Origin of the sequence: Segatella copri (genome assembly GCF_024330485.1) — a bacterium.
In the GTDB taxonomy this organism is placed as follows: Bacteria; Bacteroidota; Bacteroidia; order Bacteroidales; family Bacteroidaceae; genus Prevotella; species Prevotella copri_L.
In genome coordinates this window covers 1-25,242 of the sequence record NZ_JANDWX010000042.1, presented here as the reverse complement: position 1 = coordinate 25,242, position 25,242 = coordinate 1, and the positions used below count along the sequence as shown (strand labels likewise).

17 protein-coding genes and 1 pseudogene are annotated in these 25,242 nt (G+C 43.0%); 7 read left to right on the top strand and 11 right to left on the bottom strand.

Going from position 1 to position 25,242, the window contains the following annotated elements:
- The first annotated feature begins 377 nt into the window (after nt 1–377).
- Entirely contained in the window at nt 378–1,043 is a 666-nt protein-coding gene (locus tag NNC77_RS14860; protein ID WP_254971623.1) for a B3/B4 domain-containing protein, read from the top strand.
- Between the two features lie 484 nt (nt 1,044–1,527).
- On the opposite strand, the gene NNC77_RS14855 is transcribed toward NNC77_RS14860, so the two are convergent.
- From NNC77_RS14855 to NNC77_RS14840, 4 genes are all read right to left on the bottom strand, one after another.
- Nucleotides 1,528–2,109: a lipid-binding protein gene (locus NNC77_RS14855; protein WP_118150768.1), complete on the bottom strand. Its 582-nt coding sequence runs from the start codon at nt 2,107–2,109 to the stop codon at nt 1,528–1,530.
- Between the two features lie 28 nt (nt 2,110–2,137).
- Nucleotides 2,138–3,733, bottom strand: coding sequence for a SusD/RagB family nutrient-binding outer membrane lipoprotein (locus NNC77_RS14850; protein WP_254971622.1), 1,596 nt, complete (start codon nt 3,731–3,733; stop codon nt 2,138–2,140).
- A gap of 18 nt (nt 3,734–3,751) precedes the next feature.
- The gene (locus NNC77_RS14845) at nt 3,752–6,862 is read right to left on the bottom strand and encodes a SusC/RagA family TonB-linked outer membrane protein (RefSeq protein ID WP_254971621.1); all 3,111 of its coding nucleotides are present in this window, start codon (nt 6,860–6,862) and stop codon (nt 3,752–3,754) included.
- Nucleotides 6,863–7,293: 431 nt separating this feature from the next.
- Nucleotides 7,294–8,085: a Cof-type HAD-IIB family hydrolase gene (locus NNC77_RS14840; protein ID WP_119226894.1), complete on the bottom strand. Its 792-nt coding sequence runs from the start codon at nt 8,083–8,085 to the stop codon at nt 7,294–7,296.
- Between the two features lie 222 nt (nt 8,086–8,307).
- Here NNC77_RS14840 and NNC77_RS14835 point away from each other — a divergent pair, with 222 nt between their 5' ends.
- From NNC77_RS14835 to NNC77_RS14815, 5 genes are all read left to right on the top strand, one after another.
- A complete protein-coding gene (locus NNC77_RS14835; RefSeq protein ID WP_254971619.1) occupies nt 8,308–9,207 on the top strand; it encodes a FimB/Mfa2 family fimbrial subunit in 900 nt (299 codons plus the stop codon).
- Nucleotides 9,208–9,372: 165 nt separating this feature from the next.
- Nucleotides 9,373–10,881: a TolC family protein gene (locus NNC77_RS14830; RefSeq protein ID WP_118192224.1), complete on the top strand. Its 1,509-nt coding sequence runs from the start codon at nt 9,373–9,375 to the stop codon at nt 10,879–10,881.
- Between the two features lie 34 nt (nt 10,882–10,915).
- Nucleotides 10,916–11,899 (top strand): HlyD family secretion protein, encoded by a 984-nt coding sequence (locus tag NNC77_RS14825; RefSeq protein WP_203055162.1) that lies wholly within the window; start codon nt 10,916–10,918, stop codon nt 11,897–11,899.
- A 5-nt stretch (nt 11,900–11,904) separates the two neighbouring features.
- Nucleotides 11,905–13,068: an ABC transporter permease gene (locus NNC77_RS14820; RefSeq protein WP_218484943.1), complete on the top strand. Its 1,164-nt coding sequence runs from the start codon at nt 11,905–11,907 to the stop codon at nt 13,066–13,068.
- Nucleotides 13,068–14,327 carry an ABC transporter permease gene (locus tag NNC77_RS14815; protein ID WP_153082310.1) on the top strand — a complete coding sequence of 420 codons (1,260 nt, stop codon included), beginning with the start codon at nt 13,068–13,070 and terminating at the stop codon, nt 14,325–14,327. Before NNC77_RS14820 ends, NNC77_RS14815 begins: the two co-directional genes overlap by 1 nt.
- A gap of 189 nt (nt 14,328–14,516) precedes the next feature.
- Here NNC77_RS14815 and NNC77_RS14810 read toward each other — a convergent pair whose 3' ends face one another.
- Nucleotides 14,517–15,617 (bottom strand): P-loop NTPase, encoded by a 1,101-nt coding sequence (locus NNC77_RS14810; protein ID WP_254971624.1) that lies wholly within the window; start codon nt 15,615–15,617, stop codon nt 14,517–14,519.
- Between the two features lie 170 nt (nt 15,618–15,787).
- On the opposite strand from NNC77_RS14810, the gene NNC77_RS14805 reads away from it, so the two are divergent.
- Complete coding sequence (locus NNC77_RS14805) at nt 15,788–17,920, top strand: glycosyl hydrolase 115 family protein (RefSeq protein ID WP_254971613.1); 2,133 nt, start codon at nt 15,788–15,790, stop codon at nt 17,918–17,920.
- 445 nt (nt 17,921–18,365) lie between these two features.
- On the opposite strand, the gene NNC77_RS14800 is transcribed toward NNC77_RS14805, so the two are convergent.
- From NNC77_RS14800 to NNC77_RS14775, 6 genes and pseudogenes are all read right to left on the bottom strand, one after another.
- Nucleotides 18,366–18,842, bottom strand: coding sequence for a hypothetical protein (locus tag NNC77_RS14800; RefSeq protein ID WP_234564732.1), 477 nt, complete (start codon nt 18,840–18,842; stop codon nt 18,366–18,368).
- 12 nt (nt 18,843–18,854) lie between these two features.
- Complete coding sequence (locus NNC77_RS14795) at nt 18,855–21,056, bottom strand: peptidase domain-containing ABC transporter (RefSeq protein WP_254971611.1); 2,202 nt, start codon at nt 21,054–21,056, stop codon at nt 18,855–18,857.
- 27 nt (nt 21,057–21,083) lie between these two features.
- Nucleotides 21,084–23,354, bottom strand: coding sequence for an outer membrane beta-barrel protein (locus NNC77_RS14790; protein ID WP_118155356.1), 2,271 nt, complete (start codon nt 23,352–23,354; stop codon nt 21,084–21,086).
- Nucleotides 23,332–24,615 carry a radical SAM/SPASM domain-containing protein gene (locus NNC77_RS14785; RefSeq protein ID WP_118155354.1) on the bottom strand — a complete coding sequence of 428 codons (1,284 nt, stop codon included), beginning with the start codon at nt 24,613–24,615 and terminating at the stop codon, nt 23,332–23,334. Before NNC77_RS14785 ends, NNC77_RS14790 begins: the two co-directional genes overlap by 23 nt.
- Before the next feature lie 61 nt (nt 24,616–24,676).
- Nucleotides 24,677–24,865, bottom strand: coding sequence for a hypothetical protein (locus tag NNC77_RS14780; protein ID WP_118155352.1), 189 nt, complete (start codon nt 24,863–24,865; stop codon nt 24,677–24,679).
- A 189-nt stretch (nt 24,866–25,054) separates the two neighbouring features.
- Nucleotides 25,055–25,242, bottom strand: a pseudogene (locus NNC77_RS14775) (hypothetical protein); the annotation flags it as partial.

Below are 25,242 nucleotides of genomic sequence, written 5' to 3'. Positions count from 1 at the left end.
AAGCTTAGTAAACCTGACTTGTCAATTGCTTGACGGTTCGTTTCTTTTACCCAGTCAACTTTCTTATTTCTAAGAAGTTAACCGCTTCTTGTACTACTTGTCTGTTTATGTAAAATCTTCCAAAGAACTCTTTCTTTTGTTGCTAAGAGAAAGCGTATTTCTCAAAAGCGAGTGCAAAAGTACTAACTATTTTTCATTCCACCAAATCTTTTCGCAAAAAAGTTTCATTTTAGTCAAATATTTAACAGTTATAAACATTCAAGCTATTTTTACACCTTATTATAAATATAAATAGACTGAACTTTTGGCTATTCCAATATTTCTTCGTACTTTTGCCCTATCAATCAGTTAGGTTTAACAGAAAACGGAAATTCATCATGAAAATTATTGTATCAGAAGAAATCGAATCGGTATGTCCCACCTTTGTGGGAGCATGCGTGGAAGCCAATGTGGTAAACACCCCTTATTGTCAGGAACTTTGGGATGAAATCAATGCCCTCGGTGAGAAATACAGACAGACACTGAACACGGAATCGCTGAAAGAGATGAGTGGAATTGCCGCCACCCGAAAGGTGTACCGTGCCTGCGGCAAGGACCCTTCACGCTATCGCCCTGCTTCAGAAGCCCTTATCCGCAGAATGCTGCAGGGCAAGGAACTCTACCAGAGAGATACGCTGGTGGATCTGGTGAATCTGGCGAGCATAGCCTACGGCTACAGCATCGGCGGATTTGATGCAGACAAGTTTGAAGGCGACACCCTGACCCTGGGCGTAGGCAAAGCCAACGAACCATACGAAGGCATCGGCAGAGGCATGATTAATATAGAAGGTCTGCCTGTTTACAGAGACAAGACAGGTGGTGTAGGAACCCCGACCAGCGACAACGAGCGAACCAAAATGAGTATTGACACCACCCATCTGGTGGTTCTCATCAACGGATATGACGGAGACGAACAGCACGTTCGCGAGAATGCCGAATACATTATCCAGCTTCTGAAGAAATATTGCCAGAGTGATGGAGGCAGCTACTTCATCTACAAATAAAGAGGATGTGTCATAAGTTTATGATTCACCCTCTTCTATTTGTTGAAAGAGATAGGATATGTCGCTGAAAGAGATAGGATATGACGCTGAAAGAGATAGGATATGTTGTTGGAAGAGACAGAATAAGTTGTTGGAAGAGATAGGATATGTTGTCGAGACAGTCAGTATCTTCGGTCGCACAACAGCTGTTGTGCGCTTGCATAACAGCTGATATGCGCATGCACAACACCTGTTGTGCATGCGGTAGCCAACTGTTATACACCAACTATTATCCAGACTTATGACACACCCTCATTAACCAAGAAATCTCTCTTATAAATTCAAAAAGGGGACTGGCCACCGCCAGTCCCCAAGACGAGAGAGATATAAGTGTTGACTTTGTCAACAACGAGGCAAATCACTTTGCCTTATATCTTTAATATTATTCCTAGACAATATCATTAGAAACATCATCTAGGAATAATTCATGTATAGCAAAAGTATATTACTTGTTATCCTCAGCCCAACCCGTAGACTTAAAGCCTGTTACTCTGTAATGATATCCAGGCTGGTCAGAACGGGAATAGGTGAAACTGATTTCATCTGTCACAGTACCAGATACAGTAGTATAAGTATTGTGACCACACTTACCGCTAACAGTTACCTTGTCGGTAGCTGTAGCAGAGTTACCAATGAAATCATCCACATTCTCACCACCAAAAGTATAAGCACTCATATCAATAGATACCTTAGCATTGATGGCGTAAGCTGCCTTAGAGGCAGTTGAGCCTACACGAATCCATGCCTTATCCTTATCATAATCGGTAGTATTGCTGAGATAGGCATAGAGAACACCCGAAGTGGTTCCTGTACCATCAGTCTTAAAGATGAATTCAGCATCTGTTGGATTAGAAGCCCAATACTCTGCATCTGTCTTAGAAGCATCATAACCTCTCTCCACATTGATTCTATACTCACCACCAACAGGAGCAATAGGAGTATAATCGATATCGAAATCGTCTCCCTCAGAGCATGCAGTAAACAATGCTACGAAAACAAAGCTCAAAAAATATAATATTTTCTTCATGACTTTTCGTTTATTACATTAATAATCATTACTTCTCCCACCAAAGTTTCTTGGTCAGCGAGTTTCCATTCTCTTCTACATACTTGGCAGCAGCAGAGTTATACAATGTAGTAGCTGTAGGATAAAGCAATCGCATAGGATACTCACCGGCATTCATATTGCTAGCACCTGGATCAACCAAATTGCCTAACACATAACCATCAGACAATTCACGCTGCAAAGCAGTTGTTGATTTACGAACAGTAATATTAGCCTGCACCTCAGGAATACCCAAACGGTTACGGGTCATCCAGCCATCATAAGCATTCGCTCCAGCATAAGTTACCCAATACTGCATGGCGATACTATGAAGCATATCAGCCTTATCGAACTTGTAAGCACCATCAACGAATGCTGTACCATCAAATCCCCAACGGCTGAAGCCGGCAAGAACACCCCTATTATAATATTCCTCAGCCTTTTCAGCATTACCCAAACGAGCATAAGCCTCAGCAATCATCAATTCGCATTCAGCCTCGTTCATCAGATAGACAGCATCATCATAAGCCTGTTTCATACGAGAAGATTTAGAGATTGCAATACCACCCTCTGTAGTTTCATCAGTAGTTGGCTTATCTCCGCAAGGAAGGCCCTCGTAGCATTCATCCATGTGAGCAACCAGTTCCTCATCAGAAGAATAGCCGAGAGTTTTTTTGGCATTAGCAGTTACCTCATACAACTTGATGATACGAGGATCCTTCTTATCCAAAAGATACTCCAAGAAAGTATGACAAGCACGAATATTCTCAGTAGTATTCAACTGACGGATATTAAATTCATAAAGAGGATTACCCTTATTAGCGCCATCTTCCCAATTTACCCAAGCACAATCCTGCTCCAAAAGACCACCTGCACTAAGTAAAGCCTGAATATCAGATTTATGAGCGTCGAAGTCTTTGAGATACATCTTCAACTTCAAACTCTTTGCAAAGCCTGCCCAGCTATCCATACTGCCTCCCAAGAAACAGTCAGCAGTTCCTAAAGGTGAAGCTTTTTCTGCAGCTTTAGCATCATCGAGTTTGGCAATGGCAGCATCCAGCATCTCCAGAATACCCGGATATACTACGGTTTTGCTATCATCAAATGCAGCATGTGGATTGTTTTCGACATCAAGAGCACCTGTAAACGGAATATCACCATAAGTATCAGTCAATACCAAGAAATTATAGGCCTGAAGAATCTTGGCAACCATCCAATAGTTCCAAGCCTTACTTTCTTCAGCAGAAGCCAAAGCCAGCTTTAAATCTTCCAAACTGTTGGCATATGTATTCTGCCAAATCGTAGTAACAGGAGGAATAGAACCTGATGTTGTTACAGCATAATTAGACAATGTATTATACTGGTTTGTACTATTACCCTGTGTTACATACTGGCACCAAAAGTCACCAGTAATTTGCTGATAAAGACCACTGACAGCTACGATAGAACCTTCGGCAGCCGGAAGCAACTGCTTGTAGGAAGCTGTAGAAGGATAGTTTGGGTTGTAGTTGATATCCAAATAACCGGAATCGCTACAAGAAGTAACAGTGCCCATTGTCAAGAGGGCTCCCAGCAATGCTGCGCTTAAAAATTTATATCTTTTCATATAAGAAATCTCCTTTAATTAAAATACAACCTTCAAGTTAATACCATAGTTGCGAGTTGACACAGAACCCATAGTCTCACCAAACTCAGAGCTGATATCATTACCAAAGTTAGAAGACTCTGGGTCGATATAATTCTGATGCTTTGGAGTGATGAGCAACAAGTTATGGCCAACGAGACTCAAAGACAACTTCTGCATCTTCAATGCGCTTGTGATTGTCTTAGGGAAATCGTATGTCAAAGCCAACTCACGGAGTTTGAAGTAAGAACGGCTTACAACGAAATCACGACGCACCTCCGGGTTGTAGCTATAGTTACCCTGAACATAATTCATATAGTTGGAAGCAACTGGAATATTATTCTCGACATACTCTCCACCAACAATCTTTACAGAATGAGGATAAACAAAAGCATCACGCTCATTGAATACGGTCTCTGTAGAGTTACCATTGAAGTGAGTAATATAAGATGTCTCAGAATACATCAATCCACCCTTATGCCAGTCGCCCGTTGCAGCAAGACTCAAGTTCTTCCACTTCAGATGTGTGGTGAAGCCCATTACGAAATCTGGCTGAGAAGAACCGAGATAATCATAATCAGTAGTACTAGACTGCAAGAAACCATTACCATTTACGATTCTATAACCATAATATGGACTGTTTTTATCTGTTACCTTCTGTGTTGCTGGCAACTTGAAGATACCGATAGGCTCACCAACCTTCAATACGTAAGATACACCACGCATAGAAGAATACAAACCAGTACTTGTAGTACCTACAGGAATGGTATATTCATCAAGACCATCCCAAAGTTCCTTCACTTTACTCCAGTTCTTAGCGTATGTAGCACCTACACTCCACTCCCAATCCTTAGTACGGATAGGAGTAAAATTAACCATCGCCTCAATACCCTTGTTCTGAAGTTTACCTACATTACGGGTGTTAGAAGTATAGCCTGTCTCAGGAGCCAAAGTAGCAGAGATAATCTGATTTTTGGTTGTACGATCATAGTAAGCCACATCGAAGCTCAAACGGTTGCCAAAGAATGTACCGCTCAAACCAAGCTCATACTCAGTTGTAATCTCAGGCTTCAATGACTTATTTGGCAAACGGTTATACTCTGTCAAACCAGAAACACCGGAAATTGGCAAATATGTATAATAAGACTGGAATGGACGATAATATGAATTAGTCATATATACATCAGCATCATTACCTGTCTGACCTATAGCTGCACGAACCTTCAACAAGTCGATTTGCTTGACATTCTTCAAAGCAGGAATAGCCTGATTCAGAAGCACAGACATATTGGCACCGCCATAGAAGAAGCTGTTATCACCCATAGGAAGAGTAGAAGACCAGTCGTTACGGGCAGAAAGGTTCAGGAAAGCCCAATCCTTATAACCCAATTCAACCTGTCCCAAGAGACCCAACAATCTTCTATTCCATGAGTCAGTATCAGTAATCGAATAGGAAGATGTATTACTCAAGGAATTCCAACCTGGAATATCCAACTGCTCATTATAACCACCTACATTATCATAGTTTCTCTGGTTCAAGTTCCAACCTAAGGTTGCACCTACCGAGAAATCACCGAAAGTATGATTACCGGTCAATAAGAGGCTGGCATCAATCTGTCCACGCTGAGAACGATACTTAGAATAGTAACCCTGGTTACCTACAGTTGTACCATTACCAGTTGCCTGATAAGAACCCTCGGTATAAATAATACGTGGTTCGATGCGCTCGGTCTTATAATTGGTATAATCACCACCGAAACGGCCAATTACCTTGATATCCTTGGTAATATCGTATGACAACTCCAGCTTACCATAAATACGGTCGTCCTGATAAGTAGAATAGAAGTTATCTACCATATAATATGGGTTGGTAGCATACAATGTATAGTAGTTATCTACATTGTTACGCTCAAGGTTGTAATCCTTCATATCGGTGAAACGAACATCAGAAGCACCCTGAAGCAACTCCATATACATATCACGAGAACGGCGCATATCCTTGCGAACATAGTTCAGGGACATGTCCAGATGGAATCTGTCGATATTGGCGTAACCACGGAGTGAGAAGGTATTACGATGATATGTATCACCATCATTAGGAGTAATACCATTAGAACTTACATTACCGTAAGATGCAACAATACCTACTTTCTCATCACCATAGCGGAGAGATACGTTGTTGTTCCATTCCTTACCTACCTGATAGAAGTCACGGATATTGTTCTTAACATAAGAAAAAGGCTTGGTTAAAGTCTCGCCGTTAGAAAGACCGGTGGAACCATACCAGTGCTCACGACCATCGAGGCGAGGTCCCCAAGAACCATTCTCCTCATTAGACCAGGAACCCCATCCTTGACCGAAGAGATTTTGGGTCATTGGCACACGGAGCACATCAGTAAATGTCAAAGAACCATCGTAAGTGATAGAAGCCTTCTTGTTACCCTGTGGCTTCTTTGTAGTAATCATGATAACACCATTGGCTGCACGGGAACCATAAAGAGCAGTAGCAGAAGCACCCTTCAATACAGTTACCGATTCAATATCCTCTGGGTTAATGTCGCCTGCACCACTACCAAAGTCAACAGAGTTATCACCCAAACGGTCATTGTTGATAGGCACACCATCAACAATATACAATGGGTTGTTGCTGGAAACAGAAGAAATACCACGAATTACGACTTTCTGAGAGGTACCTGTAACACCACCACCAGAAATCTGCACACCAGCCATCTTACCCTGAAGACCACTCATCAGGGAACCAGACTTAGCAACAGTCAACTCAGAAGCGTTGGCTGTACTGGCAGCATAACCCAAAGTTTTCTCTGAACGTTTCATACCCAAGGCAGTAACAACGACCTCGTCAAGATTTCTTGCATCAGAAGCCAAAATAATCTTTATCTTAGCAGATGCTTTCATTGTTTTAGTCTGCATGCCGAGGTAACTGATTTCCAAGACAGCATCCTTGCTGGCATTAGGAAGCGTAAAATTACCATCGACATCAGTCGCTGTTCCAGTCTTAGTTCCTACAATTCTTACAGATGCGCCAATCACCGGCTCACCATCTTCCTGAGAAACAACCTTACCTGTAACAGTAGTTTGAGCGAGAGCCATTCCTGTTGAAAGAACGAGCCCCCCATGAGCATGGTCAATCTTTTTACCATAATTCTCTCTCTTAAAAATTAAACAACTTACAAATATCGGGTGCAAAGATACATACTTTTTGCTAATTAAACAATTTTTTAGCAAACAATTTGATACAAAATATAAACTTTATAGTACTTTATGTATATTTTTCGTATATTCTATTACTTTTCGCAAGTATTTTCGGTATTTATTCTCACAAAATGTAAATAATAAGAAGAAACTAGGTACAAAAGGGAGGTTTAAAAACAGAAAGGCAAACACGCCATTTATTACAATAAATAACATGTTTGCCTTTATTATTTTATTAAAATGAAACTCGCCTATCAAAAAGGCTTCATCAGGATTACACCTTATTATATATAGGGAGTTATGAAAAAAAAGTCAATAACGCCGGGAACTTAAATCACGCCAAAATGGAGGAGCGCATTCTTAACACCATCTTCATCCACATGAGTCGTAATGTAATCGGCTACCTGCTTGAGATTATCTCCCGCATTGCCCATTGCAACACCGGTGCCTGCCTCCCGGACGATGGAAATATCATTGCCGCCATCGCCGAAAGCCATGGTTTCTTCTATGTTCAAACCTAGATAATCAGCCATTGCATGCAAGCCCTTGCCCTTATCCGCATCGGCTGCCGTAATATCCGTAAAGGCAGGATGCCATCTGCCCGAAGTGCAGTTGCGGAGCGTAGGCATCAGGAGCGCCTCCTGCTCTACCGAACAGAAAGGAGTAACCTGCAGAACCTGCTCATCTCCCAGTTCATTCACATCAGTCAGGAAGATTTCGCAATCCACCCCCAGTCCCTTGGCAAAGATTTCATAAACCTCGTCGGTATAATGATGAATTGCAAGATGATGCTCTCCCACTACAATTGCCGGATAATCATCACGGTCGGCTGCCTCGATAATCTTCTTTACATCTTCAGGAAGGATGGCGTGCTGGCTCACCACCTTATCGCCTACAAAACAGCGGGCTCCATTGGTGGTGATGTAACCGTCGATGAGATGTTCTATCTGACCGAGGTTAGTAATGAGGAGCTGCGGACGACCGGTAGAAATATACACCTCTACCCCGTTCTTCTTAGCCTGCTCCAAGGCATCTACCGTACTCTGCGGAATCTTGTGGGTTTTGAAACTCACCAGGGTGCCGTCAATATCGAAAAACAATGCTTTTATCTTCTTATCCATACCAATATCTTCTATACCTTATTATATATATAATGCAAAATCGGCTCTGTAAGTACAGAAAAACCGATGCAAAATTACGAAAAAACAGATAAATGACAAAAAATATAAAGATTTATTAGATTTTACTTGCATCGAAAAGAGAAAAAACGTATATTTGCCACATCTTTATGCCCGAGGAAACTCCGAGATAACGCATAGAGCAACTAGTAAATAAGAACGGTTATGAGTAAGAAGTCCTATCGGTTACTGGCATCCCTGTTGCTGATGCTCGTAGCGACGCTTACTTCATGCGAGAAGTTTTCGATTGACGAAACAACCGGAAAATCACATGAGGCAAACGCCAATGTAACTATCCATGTGCAGAAAATAGAAGGCACAAGTCTGCTGACAACCAAAGCTGCCGACAAGCAGATTGCCCTGGGCGATGTGTGCTCCAGACTGACACTTGCCATCTTTGATGGAGAAGACAAACTGGAGTCAATCAACCAGCTTTCAACAGACAATGGCTTCGGAACAGCCTATGTAAGTCTGGACGAAGGAGAATACCGACTGGTGGTGATTGCCCATAACGGAAAGGGAAACTGCTCTATCAGCGCACCCGAAAAGGTGAAGTTTACGAGCAACAAGCTTACCGACACCTTTTATTATTACGGCAGGTTGAGCGTAACGGCAGACGGAGCCACCTCCAACATCAACCTGAAGCGAGCAGTTGGCGCCTTCAAGTTACATATTACCGACGAAACAATTCCCGAAGAAATCAGAAGCATCAAGTTCTATTATACCGGCGGCAGCAGCACCCTGGATGCAACCACCGGATTCGGCTGCGTGAACAGCCGTCAGACCGAGAATTTCAGTATGAAAGATGGCGGCAGAGACTTTACCGTCTACACCTTCCCACATGAAGAAGAGAAGAACATCAAGATGAGTATCAGCTTTCTGGATGCCGATGCAAAGGTGGTAAAGAGTTTTGAAAAAGCCGATTTGAAAATCCATCAGAACCAAACAACCTATACCGAGATTTCCATTGCTGACGGATTCGGTGGCGGAGACGACAGTACGGGTGGTGGAATAGGCATTACCGTAGACCCTACCTGGGGCGAAACAGAACGGGTGAATTTCTAAGAAACAGACGATTAAGGGATTACGGAAAACCAGAAGGTATGTTCTATTTTTCCACAATGCAATATAATTTTTGATTCTTAAAGATTTGATAAACAAAATTTCTTTGTCATTTAAGAATAATTCCATAATTTTGCATCCAATATTATATAATATTATAAACAAAGGATGAAAAAATATATAACTCTTATCATGCTGATGGGAGCATTGATTCCTGCTGGGGCTCAGGCACAAACGCTGAGCCTTGACAGTTGCCGTGCCATGGCGCTGCGCAACAACAAGCAGCTCAATGCCTCGAAGCTCAAGAAAGACGTGGCGTACAACATGAAGAAATCGGCACGTACCAAATATCTTCCTAAAGTAGATGCTTTAGGCGGTTACGAATGGTTCAGCAGGGAGATTTCGCTGCTGAACGACGGTCAGAAATCAACATTCAGCAATATCGGCTCTACCGTTACCGGAGGAATATCGGGAGGAGCCAGCAATCTGATGAGCCAACTTGTAAGTCAGGGAATGATTACCCCGGAGATAGCGCAGCAGATAGGCGGACTGCTGAATGAGAAACTGGGACCCCTGCAGCAGCAAGGCAATGCGCTGGGAGAGAAACTGGTAGATGCTTTCCGCACCGACACCCGCAATATCTGGGCTGGAAGCGTGATGGTTCGCCAACCTATCTATATGGGTGGAGCCATCATTGCAGCCAACAAGATTGCCGACATCGGAGAGCAGATTGCAGAGAATGATCTCGACCAGCAGACCCAGAGCACGCTCTACAGCATAGACCAGGCTTACTGGCTCGCCGTTTCGCTGAAGCAGAAGCAGAAACTCGCCATCAGTTACCGCGACCTCGTAAAGAAACTGAACGAGGATGTTCATAAGATGATTCAGCAGGGAGTAGCCACCAAGGCAGACGGACTGAAGGTAGACGTGAAAGTGAACGAGGCTGAGATGCAGATTACCCAAGCAGAAGACGGACTCGCCCTGTCGAAGATGCTGCTATGCCAGCTCTGCGGCATTCCGATGAACCAGGAAATCACACTTGCCGATGAAGATAAGGAATCCCTGGCTTTATCAGGAACTCCTGTTGACACCGAGCAGCAGAAAGTGGCAGCACAGGATTCGGCGCTGAACACCCGGCCGGAACTCCGCATGCTGCAGAATGCGCTCGACATCTCTAAAGAAGCTACCAAAATGGTTCGCGCCATCAATCTGCCTCACGTCATGCTGACAGGCGGCTACATGATTTCGAACCCGAACGTATTCAATGGTTTCCAGAAGAAGTTTACCGGAGTCTGGAACGTAGGCGTGATGGTTCATGTTCCGGTATGGAACTGGTTCGACGGCGCCTACAAGGTGAGAGCCGCCAAGGCTGCCAGCAATATCGCCCAGATGAACCTGGATGATACGAGAGAGAAGATTCATCTGCAGATTACTCAAAGCCAGTTTAAGGTAAAGGAAGCCCAGAAGAAGCTCAACATGGCAATGAAGAACATCGCCAGTGCAGATGAGAACCTGAGATGCGCCAACCTCGGTTTCAAGGAAGGCGTGATGGAGGTTACCGACGTGATGGCTGCACAGACTGCCTGGCAGAAAGCACAGAGCCAGAAGATTGATGCAGAAATCGACGTGAAGCTGACTCAGGTTGGGCTGAACAAGGCGCTCGGTATCCTGCAGTAATAATAATAACAAATTTAAATTCAGATTAAGCAAAATGTCTAAGAAATCACAGCATAACAACATATTGCTCGCTGTAATCGGTTTTACAGCAGTAGTCATTCTCGTAGGCGTCATCGGTTTCTTCACCCTGGAACAGAAGGATGACACCATTCAGGGCGAGGTAGAAGTATCAGAATACAGAGTGTCCTGCAAACTGCCGGGACGCGTAGTAGAACTCCGCGTTCAGGAAGGCGATTACGTTCATGTGGGCGATACACTCGCCATCCTCGAAGTGCCGGAAATGAAATCACAGGAACAGATGCTCCAGGCTACCAACGCTGCAGCCGAGGCAATGAAGGACCTGACGGATGCAGGTGCACGCAAGGAACAGATTCAGGGCGCTTACCAGTTGGTTCAGCAGGCTGAAGCTGCCGCAACCATCGCCAAGAAGACCTACGACCGCATGCAGAACCTCTTCAACGAGGGCGTAATCAGCGGTCAGAAGCGCGATGAGGCTTACGCAGCCTACAAGGCTACAGAGGCTCAGGTGGCTGCTGCCAGAAGTCAGTACGATATGGCGAAGAATGGCGCCCGCGAACAGGAGAAGCGCATGGCTGCCAATAACACCCAGGCTTCGAAGAGCGCTGTGGATGTAGTGAAGAATCTTCTGAAAGAGACCGTTCAGATTGCCCAGTGCGAGGGCGAGGTAAGCAATGTCTATCCTAAGGTAGGCGAGTTGGTAGGTCTCGGCTCTCCTATCATGAGCATCTCTATCATGAGCGATATGTGGGGAACCTTCAATGTTCGCGAAGATCATCTCAAGGGTCTGAACAAGGGCGATGAGTTCACCGCTTACGTTCCAGCCTTCAACAAGGACATCAAGATGAAGGTTTACTACCTGAAAGACCAGGGCTCTTACGCTACCTGGAAGGCAACCAAGGATAATGGCGACTACGACCGCAAGACATTCGAGGTGAAGGCCCGTCCTGTCACCAAGCTGGAGGGATTGCGCCCGGGAATGTCACTCATCATTAAATAACATCTATGTTTAAGAAATTATATCATATAGCCCTCAGAGAATGCGGCATCATGTGGAAGAATCCCATTTATCTCTTCTGCATGGTCATCTTCCCCATCGTGGTGGTGATTTTCTTCACCACGCTGATGAAGGGAGGAGTGCCTACCGACATGCCTGTGGGCATAGTAGATCAGGACAACTCCGCCACATCGCGCCAGCTGGTGCATAAGCTCGATGCCTTCCAGACTACCAAGGTAGTGGCTCATTACGAGAACATGGCAGAGGCAAGACATGCTATCCAGAAGAACGAAATCTACGCCTTCCTGCTGATTCCTGACGGAACGGAGGCAGGCCTGATGGCCCAGAAGCAGCCTAAGATTTCATTCTATTACAGCAGCGTATCGCTGGCAGCCGGCTCCCTGCTCTTCCGCGATCTGAAAACCATCTCTACCCTGGGAGGTGCGGCGGCAGGAATGGCGAAACTTTCGGCGCTGGGAAAGACGAACGATGAAATCATGACCTTCCTGCAGCCTATCGCCGTAGACCTGCACATGATAGGTAACCCATACGCCAACTACAACTATTATCTTTCGAGCGTAATGGTGCCGGGACTCATCATGCTGTTCATCTTCCTGATTACACCTTATTCTATAGGTACGGAACTGAAGTTCAACCGAGCAAGAGACTGGATGCGGATGGCAGGCAACAATCCTTATCTCGCCATTGCGGGTAAGATGCTGCCACAGACGCTCATCTTCCTGAGTATCTTCCTGCTGTTCGAATTCTACATCTATTATGTATTACAGTTTCCACATCCGGGCGGCGCGCTGCCTATCATCCTGTTAGGCGTTCTGAGCGTACTCTCCTGCCAGTGTTTCGGCATCTTTGCCTTCGGACTGATGCCTTCATTGCGCATGTCGATGAGTATCTGTTCGTTGTGGGGCGTGGTGAGTTTCTCCATCTGCGGAGCCACCTATCCGCTCTTCTCGATGGATTCTCCGATCCAGGCTATCGGTCAGCTCTTCCCGATGCGTCACTATTATATGATTTACCAGATAAACATCTTCAATGGTTTCCCGATGGGCGATGCTGTGCTCCACTGGGGCGCAATGGTGCTGTTCTGTGCCCTGCCGATGCTCACTGTCTGGAACATCAAGAAGGCAATGCTGGTATATAAATACTTACCGTAATGAAGAAAAGTAGTTTATTATATAAGATTATCAATGGCATCTGGGATATGTGCTACATCTGGAAGACGGAAATGCGCAATGTTTTCCGCGATGAGGGTGTACTCATCTTCTGCATTCTGGTGCCGCTGGGTTATCCGCTGCTCTACTCTTGGATCTACAACAACGAGGTGGTGAGAGAAGTGGATACGGCGATTGTGGACCTGAGCCACAGTCACAGTTCTCGCGAGTTTATCCGCGATTATGATGCTTCGCCAGACGCCAAGGCTACCTATTACTGCAACAGTCTGGACGAGGCGAAGGAACTGGTGCGCAGGCAGGCGGTTCACGGAATCCTTTACTTCCCTGCCGACTTCGATACGAAGCTGAACCGGGGCGAACAGGCGCATGTGGGAGTTTACTGCGATATGAGTCTGATGCTGACCTATAAGGCGATTTATCAGACCTCGCAGGCCGTAGCCAGCCACATCAACTCGGGCATCCAGATAACACAGGCTGGAGGATTTACGGATAGAGACGACGAGATTACCACCGAGCCGCTCGCCTTTGATGAGGTTCCGATATTCAACACGACAGGAGGTTACGGAAATGCCATTCTGCCGGCTGTGCTGGTTCTTATCCTGCAGCAGACGATGCTGCTGGGCATAGGAATGGCAGCGGGAACATCAAGAGAACTCAACAGAAACCGCGAACTCATACCGGTAAGCGAGCATTATGGCGGTATTTTCCGCATTGTTTTCGGCAAGGCATTGGTTTATTTCATGGTTTATGCCGTGATGGGAATGTATCTTACGCTGGTAGTTCCCAAGCTGTTCAGTTTTGTAAGTATGGTAACGTGGACCACTATTCTCGGTTTCCTCCTTCCTTACATTCTTTCGTGCGTTTTCTTCGGTCTGATGCTGTCGTGTCTGGTAAGATATCGTGAAAATGTGATGCTTCTGGTGGTATTTACCTCCGTTCCGTTGCTTTTTATGACGGGAGTTTCATGGCCATTGAGCAATATTCCGGGCTTTTGGCAAGGATTTTCGTGGGTTTTCCCATCCACTTTCGGCATCCGCGGGTTCCTCAGAATCAGCAGTATGGGTGCTTCGCTTTCAGATATTCTGCCGGAATTCAGAGCACTCTGGATACAAACAGGTGTCTATTTCCTCGCTACCTGCCTGGTTTTCAGGCAGCAACTGAGATCGGCAAGACTCAAGGCAAACCTTACTGCCGAAGTAGCAGAAGAAGAGGATGAGGCGGAAGAAATAGTTGATAGTTAAGAGTTTAGAGTTAAAAGTTTATAGCAATCTTGCTAACGGTTAAGCCCTATAAATTATAAACTTTCAACTATAAACTATAAAAAATGGGCTGTTAACTGTTAACCTGTTAACTCCTCTGATAAAAAAAGCTAGGACTGCTTGAGGGCAATCCTAGCTTTTTATTTTATATGACCTTTCCAAATAGGTCATTTACTTATGAGTACTAACAATCTTGGTTGGAGCCTTCTCGGCATTTCTGCGGTTCACCACCGTTACTACGCTTTGGGCAAGGCTGAGGAAAGCCTGACCGGTAATGGAATCAACCTTGGTAGCAGCAGGCGCACCATCATCACCACCCTCGCAGATGCTCTGAACGATAGGAATCTGGGCGAGCAGAGGCACATTCATTTCCTTGGCGAGATTCTTGCAACCCTCCTTACCAAAGATATAATATTTATTCTCAGGCAGCTCGGCAGGCGTAAAGTAAGCCATATTCTCGATAAGACCGAGGATAGGCACATTCACCTTATCATTCTGATACATGTCAATACCCTTTCTCGCATCGGCAAGCGCCACCTGCTGAGGCGTACTTACGATAACTGCACCCGTAATGGAAAGCGTCTGGAGCAGCGTAAGATGAATATCGCTTGTGCCAGGAGGCGTATCGAGGATAAAGTAATCCAACTCACCCCAGTCTGCATCAGCAATCAGCTGCTTCAGGGCAGAACAAGCCATTCCGCCGCGCCACAGAGTAGCCGTAGTAGGACTTACGAAGAAACCGATACTCAGGAGCTTCACGCCGTATTTCTCGACAGGTTCGATGAGGTCTCTGCCGTCCTTGTGAACAGAATAAGGACGCTCCTCCTCCACACCGAACATCTTAGGCATGGAAGGACCGAAGATATCCGTATCGAGCAAGCCCACCTTGTAGCCCAACTTAGCCAGGGCAATGGCGAGATTGGCAGAAACGGTGCTCTTGCCTACTCCACCCTTACCAGAGCTCACAGCGATGACGTTCTTCACCTGTGGCAGCATCTTTCCCACCTCAGGACGAGGAGCCGACTTAAACTCAGTAACGATTTCCACCTCTACATTTTTCGAAATATGATAATGGATAGCAGCCTCAGCCGCCTTCACCGTACTCTTGAGGAAAGGATCCGTATCACGAGGAAAGAGAAGAACCACCTTCACCTTCATACCATTGATGCTAGGCGTATCTGCCAGCATCTCGCTCTCTATGAGGTTCTTCTTGGTGCCTGGATAAATCACCGTAGCAAGCGCCTCTTCAATCAATTTTGGATATAATGTCATCATTTCTTTTTATTTATTTGGTGCAAAAGTAACAATAAATAATGTAATAAGCAAATAAAAACTAAATAATTTCAGATATTAAACACTTTTATGTATCTTTGCAAATTGCAGAAATGTGTAGTTTCAGCAAAAAGCGAATCTACAACCGAACAGACAAAAACGGAAGAAAAATGAAATATAAAAAGATTATATTAGGCGTAGCCTTGGCTCTGGCCTGCTTCTCTAGCCTGAATGCCAACGCGCTGACCGAAACCAAAGTGAAGAAGACGGAAACTCAGACCGCAGCACCCAACGTTTACTGGACCGACGGCTACGGAAGAGTATCTTATACCACCAACTCTATCATTTCGCCGGTAGTGAAGATTGCCCTCAAGGAGTTTGCGGGCGATATGAAAGCCGTAACCGGATTCGATGCGAAAGAAAAATCAGGTGCCCCGATACAGATTTACCAGCTCGACCAGCTCACCAACAAGGAGTTTTCGGCAGTAGAAAAACTCGGTGCGCCGCTGCATCTTATTATCACCGCAAAGGATGCTTTCTACATCGGTACGAGGAAAGGGAAACTCATCGTTATCGGAAGCAACGCCCGCGGAACGGCTTACGCCATCATGAAACTCTCTGAGCTGGCTGGCGTTTCGCCTCTGGCGGCATGGAACGACCTGCAGCCTGCACAGCGCAAGAGCCTCTATACACCCGTAGACCAGCAGTGGATAGAGGTTCCGAGAATAGAATTCAGAGGACTTGCCCTGAACAACAGCCAGTGGATGAAACCGCAGAACTACAGCCGCATCGCCCGATTGATGCTGCGCCTGAGAGCCAATACGCTGTGGCAGGTAGACGGCAGGCACGAGGCTGCTTACAACAAGGCTGTGGTAGACAGTTTCGACATCTGCGTGGCGGAAAACTACAAGGTGACGGAGTTCGTGGGCAAGAAGCACAAGAAGAAACACCGCAAAACCATCGAGAATGTGAAACTGGTATGCTCGGATGCACAGATGGAGATGAGCAATCTCTCTCCGGGCCTGCTGCTCGAAATGCTCAACAGCAAGGATTATCTGGAGAGCAAGAATGCCCAGCACGGCAAATCGCACCGCTCTGCCGCTCACAACGACGAAGACTGTGCCTGGATAGCCAACATTACCAATCCGAAGCAGTCAACCTTCCAGCTAGCCATGATGATGAACCTGGCGTGGAATAAAAACGCCCTGAAAGCAGGTTGCAAGACGTATATCCAGAACACTCTCAACGCATTCTTTGGCGCCATTACGGGCAAGAAAATCATGCCTCTGATGGAAGAATATTACCGCCTTACCAGCATCCGCCATTCCGCTTATATGGCGATGCCTTACGGCGATACTGAGTTTCATTCAGGCGAATTCGGCAACGAACTGGAGCGTTTTCTCTACCGCTACGACCTGCTGAAGGCGAAGACTGAATCCATCGAACGCATGCTGCCTCAGAACCAGAAAGACGGTTTCTTCGAGGTAGTGAAATATCCGATATTCCTGGCTGCCTTCGTAGCCGAAAAGGAGCTGGAGGCACAGGAAGCAAGACACATCGCCCGTCCGGGACTGTTTAATAAAGACGATGAGGCGAAGGCTGCAGCGGCTGTGAGCATCGATGCTTACAACAAACTGAAGCAGCTCAATGCCTACTACAGTCGCATCAGAAACGGCAAATGGAAGAATTTCATCCTTACCAACGGTACAGAGATGCAGGCTCCGCAGATTCCGGGCACACTGCCTGCTGCCGACATCAAGCAACTGAAAGCTGATGCCTTCGACCGCAGCAACGATCTCAAGCCGCTCTCTGTAGTTACCGGCGACATCATTGCCAAGAATGCCTACGAATGGAGCAAGGCTACCGAATCGCCGCTTGCCCAGGCTGCCGTAAAAGGAGCCGAGAAGATTACCGTCCGTCCGCTGTTAGGTCACAGCAGCAAGGCTGTGAAATTGCCGAAGGGAGCCAGTCTGAGCTATGATTTCTACTGCGACAAGAGCGGTGATGCGCGTTTCACCATCGCCGTTATTCCTTGCTTCCTCAACGCTGTAAAGAATATGAGGGTGAGTGTGAGCATAGACCGTGGCGAACCGGTAATCTGCCAGTTGAAGGAGGTTTACAACTCTAAGGACTGGAAGTTTGACCTGTGGCGCGGACAGACGCTGAAGAGCTTCTACGTTACGCTGCCTGGCGGCAGCCACAACGTAACCATCAAGGCTTTAGACGATAATGTGATGATTGACCAGTGGGTTCTGGATTACGATGTAGACAGAGAATATTACGTATTCCCAGTTGTAAAATAAGAGGCTTTTCTGCAGTTTTCAGGCTTAAATGAAGACCGGGCTGAGGCTTAAATGAAGACCGGGCTGTGGCATAAATGATGCTGGGGCAGAGGCTTAAATGAGGGCTGTCATGAGGCTTTTACGTAGCTTTTCATGAGGCTTTTATGATGCTGAAATGTGTTAAAAATCCTAACTCGCTCTAATTTGGACTTTGATTGAAAATCAAGAAGTTGGGCGTTTGCCTATATTATATAGGTAACAATATGGAAACGAGCGGACTTCTGCTCGTTTCTGTATTTTGCAATATGCAAAGAACGCCTTAATTCGGGGACAAAGATACGATATTTTTCTAAATATCCAATGATTTACAAGAGGAATTTTATGGAAATTAGAACTTTTGCGTAAAATCTGATGCTTAGCAACACAATATGCATCCTAAAACAAACGGCAGGTGTTCGGACATAGACTATCCGAACACCTGTTGCCATAACGTTTTATTGCTGACAATGATTCTGACATCAGCTTTCATATACTTTTGCAGTATAGGAGTATTTTGTCCCTGTGTGCTCACTGTGGCTATAGCCATAAAATAGTTGCCATCTTCCCTATGTATGAGCTTGGCATTATGGCTTATAATGTTGCAGTTATAAGATACATTGTCGTTACCCTCGAAAGATACATGAGCCGTCCTTGGCTCATCGAAAAGGTACAAATACTTATATGGCACAAACACTTGCACTGTTCTTTGATTGATGACCTCACCATTAGCATCTATGGATATAGGATAAGGTATCTTGTAGAAAGCAACTGCGAGGGCGAGAACTATTATCGTAATGGCAACCGTTCCCAAGCTGACGAGGCGAGGAGGAACCTTGCCTATCACGTTCCTCACCTTCTCGCTTCTCAACTCGATATTATCTGTTTCTTTTTCTTTCTGTTCCATGTCAAAAGCATTTTAGTTTCCCAATTCCAACTGATTCTTCACAAGATTATAGTATGCTCCTCGCTTGGCTGTCAGCGATTCATGATTGCCAACTTCAACCACATTTCCATGGTCTATGACTACGATTTGGTCGGCATTCTTCACCGTGCTTAGGCGATGAGCCACAATCACAACAGTCTTGCCCTTGTAGAACTTATCCAAGTTCTCCACGATGCTTCTCTCGTTGTTAGCATCTAGCGAGTTGGTTGCCTCGTCAAGGAAGATATAGTCAGGATTCTTATACACCGCCCTCGCTATCAAGATGCGTTGTTTCTGTCCCTGGCTCAGTCCCACGCCATCACGTCCAATCTTGGTGTTGAACTTCAGAGGCAAAGCCATCACATAATCCTTGATACAAGCTATCTCGGCTGCTTTTAGCAACCGTTCCTTGTCTATGTCACCATCATCAACAGCAATGTTACGTGCGATACTCTCCGAGAAGATGACACCTTCCTGCATCACAACGCCACATTGTCTGCGCCACCATTTCTTGTTGAGCTTGTTGATGTCAGTATTGCCTATGTTGATTTGTCCCTCCAAGACAGGATAGTAACCAAGCATCAAACGAATGAGGGTGGTCTTTCCACTGCCAGATGCGCCAACAATGGCTGTCACCTTGCCTTGCGGAATGTGAATGTTCACATCGTCTATGGTCTTGCGCAAGGCATGTGGGTCATACTTGAACATGATGTTCTTGATGTCAATGCCCTCATTCTTATCTTCAATAGAAGTTAGCAAGCCTTCCTTTCCATTCTCATCATCCATCTGGTGAATCTCGTTGATACGTTCCAAACTAATCTTCACATCTTGCAGGGAATAGAAGAAGTTCATCAGTTGCTCCACAGGCGAGTTGAGCTGTCCGATGATGTATTGCACGGCAAGCATCATACCGAGTGTCATTTGACCATGAATCACAGCGGTAGCAGCCACTACCGTGATGATGATGTTCTTCACCTCGTTGATAAAGATACTTCCTGCCTCCTGTGTCTGTTGGAGTTTGAGTGATTTCATCTGCACTCCAAACAAGTCTGCTTGCGTATCTTCCCATTCCCATCTTCTGCGCTGTTCACAATCCTGCAACTTGATTTCCTGCATGGAAGTTATGAACTCGTAGGTCTTGTTGTTGTTGATGGCTTGCTGCTCAAACAGTTCGTAATCAAGCACCTTCCTCCGCTTCAAGAACAAAGTCATCCATGCACCATAGAGGATGCTTCCCAATAAGAAGATGGCAAACACCAATTTATTGTAGAAGAACAGCACCACCGAGAATACCACGAAAGTAAGCATGGCAAAAGCGATGTTGAGTGTCTGCTGAGTAAGGAAGTTGTTCACACGGCTATGGTCGTTCATCCTCTGCATCAAGTCACCCATGAGCTTCGTGTCAAAGAAAGACATCGGTAGCTTTAAGAGCTTGATGAAGAAGTCACTTACCAATGATATGTTGATACGTAAGGAAATGTGAAGCAACAACCATCTGCGGATAAAGTCGATTGCCGTTCTGCTGATTGTAAGCATCAACTGTCCCAACAGAATAAGCCAGACAAAGTCGATGTTTTGGTTCTTGATGCCGACATCCACGATGGATTGGGTAAGGAATGGCAGAACTAGTTGCAAGAGACTTCCAACTAACAAACCCAAGATGATTTGCCCGAAATACTTGCGATATTTTCTCACATACCCAAGGAGAAAGCGGAAAGACCTCTTCTCTTTGGTGTTCTCTTCGTCCTCCATCTTATAAGTGAAGAAAGCAGGAGTGGTTTCCAAAAGCATAGCAATGCCCCTGTCCTCACCATTAGACGAGGTGCTTATCCAATGCAGTTTGAATTCTTCTAGATTATAAGTTACTAATCCTTTGCCTGGGTCTCCGACATAAAACTTGTTCCCTTTTTTGACATTATATAAAACAACGAAGTGATTTTGATTCCAATGTAGAATGCAAGGTAATGGCATTTCCATTGTATCCTTAATGTCCAACCTTGCACAAAGTGTATGGAAACCTAATTGTATGGCAGTTTCGTTGATGCCATGCAAAGATACACCTTCCGCTGAAGAAGTACAAATACCCGACAGATAAGACAGAGAGTAATCTCGTCCATAATATTTGCAAATCATCTGCAAGCAGGCTATACCACATTGCATTGTGTCAAATTGATATGTTATTGGAAAACACTTCATTTCCATATTATTGTAAATAATTTATTGTTACTTAGCCGTGTTAAATTGGGTAAGACCTGCATCTTGATCCTTATTTCTCAAACGTTTACTTCCCTGATTATGCCCTTTTCCTTTTGTAAAATAATAGGTAAAGTTAACTGCAATTAAATTTTTAAAATTATTCCATTTTGTTTCTTCTTCAAAAGAGAAGTTTTTTATACTTGCATAAGTCCTATTTGGTTTTGGATTATGTATATACTCTACTCCCAAAGAAATTGATTTAATCTTATATAATATGGAAGTTGTTGTCTGAAAACCTGTTTGCTGAAAAATGTCGCCATTTGCAGTTGTCGTAGGAAAGTTTCCATTCCATGATATTTGCCATTTTTTAGGTAAGAGATTGACACTGACACCAGTGTTATGCATAGAATGCCGAATACATTGGTTAGGTGTGTCATACTTTGAATATTGATAATTATAATAGGGTTGGATATTAATCCAAGATGCTGGTTGATACCTAAAGGATACTGACGTACTTAGTTCATTTGCATTTTTTATTCTTGATATACTTTCTATCATATCATCTCCATAGCTAGCTATAACAGGAACGTTCTTACTAGGATAAAAGTCATTACTTACAGAAGCTACAAAATACCATTTTCTATCATTTGAACTATATTGATATTGTAGATTGGTTCCATAAACATAATATGGCTTTAAGCCCATGTTCCCTTGGAGGAAAAAATGTTCGTCAATCGCAACTTTGCTATCTGTAAGATTGCCTACATTAGGGACAATTGACCTTATGGAAGAAGTGAAACGCAAAGAAGACAACTTTGTACATTGTAAACTTAACGCTAATGAAGGGCGAAGAACCCAGTAGTCAAAGCTTTTTTTATCTGCGGTATTATAGTGATTATTTTCAATCCCAACTCCAAAAGTATAAGAAAAGTTACTTACACCCTTACTATATTCGCCATAAAAATATTCCTTTTGTGTGCCAACTTTCGAGAAACTATCTACATTATATGTTTGTGAAAAGTTTTTGTACAGATAATAGGCACCTAAGCCAAAACTGCCGTTAAATAATTTACAATTATAAAGCAACTCTGCAATTATAGAATAAGATTTATTATCTATATTGTTTTCTAATTTTTGAGAAGAACAATCATTTAAAATATTGTTGGAATTGGATTTGTAGAATGTATTGAGGACATTCAGAGAAATGTTTTTATCCTTATTGAAAGAATAGTGATAGTACAAATCTACAGAAAGTCCATTATAGTCACTTTTTAGCCTTCGAGAATTAGAAATATTTTCCGCATCATTGATATTTTGCTCATATTTCTGAGTGCCTGGATTTTTTGTGAATTCTATTTGAGAACTAAACAGACTTTTGCCTTGACTATGTTGGTAATTTACCTGCCCAATATGAAATTGTCCGACATATACTCCAGAAGTGCCTTGGTAAATGTTACTTTTATTTCCATAACGGTAGCTATTATTCATAAGGTTACTATTCAAATCACGATAGTCGATAAAATAAGCCGCTGAAATGGTGTTTAATGAATCTTGATAGGTCATGGATGCTAAATTGGTTCCATATCCAGCATTTACTCCATTTTTAGTACTTAAATAAAATGTATATAGCGTATCATTTTGCTTTTTTGTAACAACATCAATCACAGCTCCAATACCTTCATGTGCATAACGTGCTGGAGGATAACTATAATAATTAACATATTTGATGTCATTCGGTTTGAGTAACATTAAATCTCTAGCAGTTCTGCGAATTCCGTCAATAAGGACAAGGACGCTTTTGTTATCTACAGTCGTAATACCTATTTCTGCTGGGTTGGTCTTAAACTGTGGCAAACAACTAATTGTTTCTAAGGCATTCGTTCCAATTTTCCTATCGTTTTCCGACAGAAAGATTTGGTCTTTATTACCAAAACTTCTTAAAGATTGTGACGTAATGACAACTTCATTAAGCTTCAAAGAATCTTCTTGAAGTTCAATAGTCCAAGTCTCAGAATTACGAAAAGTTCTGAAAAAGTTTTTGTAGCCAATTGATGAGATTTTCACGATTCCCTCTTTGCTTTTTGAGATTAACTCAAAAGTTCCATCAGTTTTACTAGTCGTTCCTTGTATAAAGGATGAATCTCGTGTGTTGAGCAGAGAAACGTTCACAAACGACAAAGGGTCACCATTGTTATTGATGACCTTTCCTTTTATTACAGTATTTTGTGCATAACTTAAAATGGGTAATCCTATAAAAAGTAGAAATGCACACAGTCTATTTAACACTTTTCGTTTCATAAATTGTATCAATATAGTTTACTAAAGAATCTTCTATATGGAAATCTACATTTTCAAGTTTGCATGCTTTTGTATAATTGTCACGGGGACAAACTCCCATGCACAATGGCAAATATTTACATTGCAAGCATCTCTTATTTTCAAAGAAAACCATTTTGTATTTCTTTATAAAGTCATGATTCCATTTTATGCTTCCATCTGGCTCAATCTCTCCATGAGTACACTTCTCATACAAATCGTTTGAAGCGGTACATTTTACGACATCCCCATTATAATTAATTGCATTGTAGTATTTACGATTAGCATAACAAGGAATAAACGTATTTACCGCATCAAAATGGACAGTATTATATCCAGATGCATGAAATTTTTGCAGTATTGTCTTTACGCTTTCATATCTGCTTTTACGAACATTTTCTTGCCATACTTTTTTAGGCATAACACGGACTTTACAACGATTTTGTGGAGAAATAATTTGGTTTACTTCCTCTACAATAATTTGATCTAAGTTTTCTTCCGTATAGTTTATTCTCAATAAAATTTCTATTGATGAACTATTGCTAAGAATATATTCTATATTATTCAAGACATGAGTAAATGCAGATGGACAATTATTTTGAAATTTTACTTTGTCATGTTGCTCTTTAGGACCATCAAGAGTTATTTGAAATCTTTTAAACCCTAAAGTTACTAAATCTGGGCATATTTTAGGAAGTAAATAGTATCCATTTGTAGTTGCTGTGGTTGAATAAGGTATTTGTTTTTGTGCACAAAGTTTCTGTGCATATTCACAAATAGGCAATATGACTTGCTTGAAATATAGGAAGGGTTCTCCACCAAACCACTCGATTTGTAATGACTTTATTTTTTCAACATTTATCATGTAATTTATATGTGTCTTTACTTTATCAATGGTGGCAACAGACATCTTTGAACCAACATGGTCTTGAATGCAATACCAACATTTAAAATTACAATTAAGTGTTGGCAGTATTGTTAGCAAATAGTCTTTACGACAAACTTGTTCATTATATTTTTCCCGAATAATATCCAATTCTTTGGTGTTGTCAGAAACTATAAAACCTTTTTCAACAAGACGAGAGCAAAAGTTTGTAGGAAGCATATTGATGTTATCATTCATGATATGCTCCAATTTCTTTCCCAAAGAAATTGGTACTTTGAAAAAAGTATGATTAATTCCATTGTACCAATAAGAATAGGAGTTTTTATGTATAATGTAATTATAATTACTTACTTTCATATTCTCTATATTTTAATAAAAAGGTAGGATGAAATTTCATCCTACCTAAAATTTTTCATTTTTACAAAGCTTTTGTACCATCACCAACAGATGGCTTTTGAATTGGCACTTGAATGATCGTACAATTACATCCTACAACATTGTTTGAACAACCTGTTTGTGATGCTTCTGCGCTTGCTGTACCACCCATAATATCTAATGTTTCCAAGGTGGACAACTCACTTTGAGTGAAAAGTTTTAAATCTTTCATGCTTGTAAGTTTTAAAATAATCTACTCTATACACTTTTCGATTTCTGTGCCTTTTGTCAGAACGGTCTGTATTTATGTGCAAAAATAAAAAGACTTTTTGAAACAAAGTAATTATCAGAGAATATTTAAACTACATTAAGCAATGTTATACGTGTTTACACTTTGCATAATAATACAAAAATAACGTTTTCATTTACTTTTCTTACTGTTTATCTGCATTTTTATCCTATTTGATTCATCAATAAGTTGTCTTGCTATACTATCTTTATATGATGCTACCTCAACCATTTTATGGTGTTGATAGACAGAATCTTCATAAACATCAACTCTGGTTCTGAGCTTGTATATCACATCTTCATCTCGTTGCACATTGAAAT

Bases quoted from the DNA above. Each gene is read 5' to 3' on its own strand.
- NNC77_RS14820 (WP_218484943.1), top strand. From the start codon at position 11,905: ATGTTTAAGAAATTATATCATATAGCCCTCAGAGAATGCGGCATCATG.
- NNC77_RS14785 (WP_118155354.1), bottom strand. From the start codon at position 24,615: ATGAAAGTAAGTAATTATAATTACATTATACATAAAAACTCCTATTCT.
- NNC77_RS14810 (WP_254971624.1), bottom strand. From the start codon at position 15,617: ATGACATTATATCCAAAATTGATTGAAGAGGCGCTTGCTACGGTGATT.
- NNC77_RS14825 (WP_203055162.1), top strand. From the start codon at position 10,916: ATGTCTAAGAAATCACAGCATAACAACATATTGCTCGCTGTAATCGGT.
- NNC77_RS14795 (WP_254971611.1), bottom strand. From the start codon at position 21,056: ATGAAGTGTTTTCCAATAACATATCAATTTGACACAATGCAATGTGGT.
- NNC77_RS14855 (WP_118150768.1), bottom strand. From the start codon at position 2,109: ATGAAGAAAATATTATATTTTTTGAGCTTTGTTTTCGTAGCATTGTTT.
- NNC77_RS14845 (WP_254971621.1), bottom strand. From the start codon at position 6,862: ATGGCTCTCGCTCAAACTACTGTTACAGGTAAGGTTGTTTCTCAGGAA.
- NNC77_RS14840 (WP_119226894.1), bottom strand. From the start codon at position 8,085: ATGGATAAGAAGATAAAAGCATTGTTTTTCGATATTGACGGCACCCTG.
- NNC77_RS14790 (WP_118155356.1), bottom strand. From the start codon at position 23,354: ATGAAACGAAAAGTGTTAAATAGACTGTGTGCATTTCTACTTTTTATA.
- NNC77_RS14815 (WP_153082310.1), top strand. From the start codon at position 13,068: ATGAAGAAAAGTAGTTTATTATATAAGATTATCAATGGCATCTGGGAT.
- NNC77_RS14860 (WP_254971623.1), top strand. From the start codon at position 378: ATGAAAATTATTGTATCAGAAGAAATCGAATCGGTATGTCCCACCTTT.
- NNC77_RS14830 (WP_118192224.1), top strand. From the start codon at position 9,373: ATGAAAAAATATATAACTCTTATCATGCTGATGGGAGCATTGATTCCT.
- NNC77_RS14805 (WP_254971613.1), top strand. From the start codon at position 15,788: ATGAAATATAAAAAGATTATATTAGGCGTAGCCTTGGCTCTGGCCTGC.
- NNC77_RS14835 (WP_254971619.1), top strand. From the start codon at position 8,308: ATGAGTAAGAAGTCCTATCGGTTACTGGCATCCCTGTTGCTGATGCTC.
- NNC77_RS14850 (WP_254971622.1), bottom strand. From the start codon at position 3,733: ATGAAAAGATATAAATTTTTAAGCGCAGCATTGCTGGGAGCCCTCTTG.
- NNC77_RS14800 (WP_234564732.1), bottom strand. From the start codon at position 18,842: ATGGAACAGAAAGAAAAAGAAACAGATAATATCGAGTTGAGAAGCGAG.
- NNC77_RS14780 (WP_118155352.1), bottom strand. From the start codon at position 24,865: ATGAAAGATTTAAAACTTTTCACTCAAAGTGAGTTGTCCACCTTGGAA.